A 1,155-nucleotide genomic window follows, 5' to 3' on the forward strand; every position below is an offset into this window, starting at 1 on the left:
GTGACGACGCTGCCGGACTCACCGGCGCGGGCGGTGCGGCCGCCGCGGTGGAGGTAGTCCTTGTGGTCGGTGGGCGGGTCCACGTTGACGACGAGGTCGAGGTTGTCGACGTGGATGCCGCGCGCGGCCACGTTCGTGGCGACCAGGACGGTGACGTGCCCGGTCTTGAACTGGGCCAGGGTCCGGGTCCGCTGGGGCTGGGACTTCCCGCCGTGCAGGGCCGAGGCGCGGACCCCGCTGTTGAGGAGGTCCTGGGTGAGACGGTCCACGGCGTGCTTGGTGTCGAGGAACATGATCACGCGGCCGTCGCGGGCGGCGATCTGCGTCGTCGTGGCGTGCTTGTCCGCGCCGTGGACGTGCAGGACGTGGTGCTCCATCGTCGTCACCGCACCCTGCGAGGGGTCCACCGAGTGCACCACCGGGTCGGTGAGGTAGCGGCGCACCAGCAGGTCGACGTTGCGGTCCAGGGTCGCGGAGAAGAGCATCCGCTGGCCCTCGGGGCGTACCTGGTCGAGCAGGGCGGTGACCTGCGGCATGAAGCCCATGTCGGCCATCTGGTCGGCCTCGTCCAGGACGGTGATCGCGACCTGGTTCAGGCGGCAGTCACCACGGTCGATGAGGTCCTTCAGCCGGCCCGGGGTGGCGACGACGACCTCGGCGCCGCCGCGCAGCGCGCTCGCCTGCCGTCCGATGGGCATCCCGCCGACGACCGTGGCCAGCCGCAGCTTGACGGAGCGGGCGTAGGGGGTGAGGGCGTCGGTGACCTGCTGGGCCAGCTCGCGGGTCGGTACGAGGACCAGGGCCAGCGGCTGACGGGGCTCGGCACGCTGTCCGGCGGTGCGGGCCAGCAGGGCGAGGCCGAAGGCCAGGGTCTTGCCGGAACCGGTCCGCCCACGGCCGAGGACGTCACGGCCCGCGAGGGAGTTCGGCAGCGTCGCACCCTGGATCGGGAACGGCACCGAGACCCCTTGCGTGCCCAGGGCGGCCAGCAGCTCCGCCGGCATGTCGAGATCGGCGAACGCCTCCACGGCGGGCAGCGCGGGGGTGATCGTCTTCGGCAGGGCGAACTCACCCTGGACCGCGGCGGGCCGGCGACCGTAACCGCCCGAGCGGCTCGGACCACTGGAACGGCTGGGGGCGGGCGAGCCGAAGCGG

The 1,155-nt window shown here is 73.0% G+C and carries 1 protein-coding gene; it reads right to left on the reverse strand.

Annotated elements, in window-relative coordinates; translation table 11 throughout:
• Window positions 1-1,155, reverse strand: a 1,155-nt coding sequence (locus ACGFZK_RS37300; RefSeq protein WP_393853276.1) for a DEAD/DEAH box helicase, incomplete at both ends; no start/stop codon positions are given.

Origin of the sequence: Streptomyces sp. NPDC048257, from assembly GCF_043201855.1 — a bacterium.
Classification (GTDB): domain Bacteria; phylum Actinomycetota; class Actinomycetes; order Streptomycetales; family Streptomycetaceae; genus Streptomyces.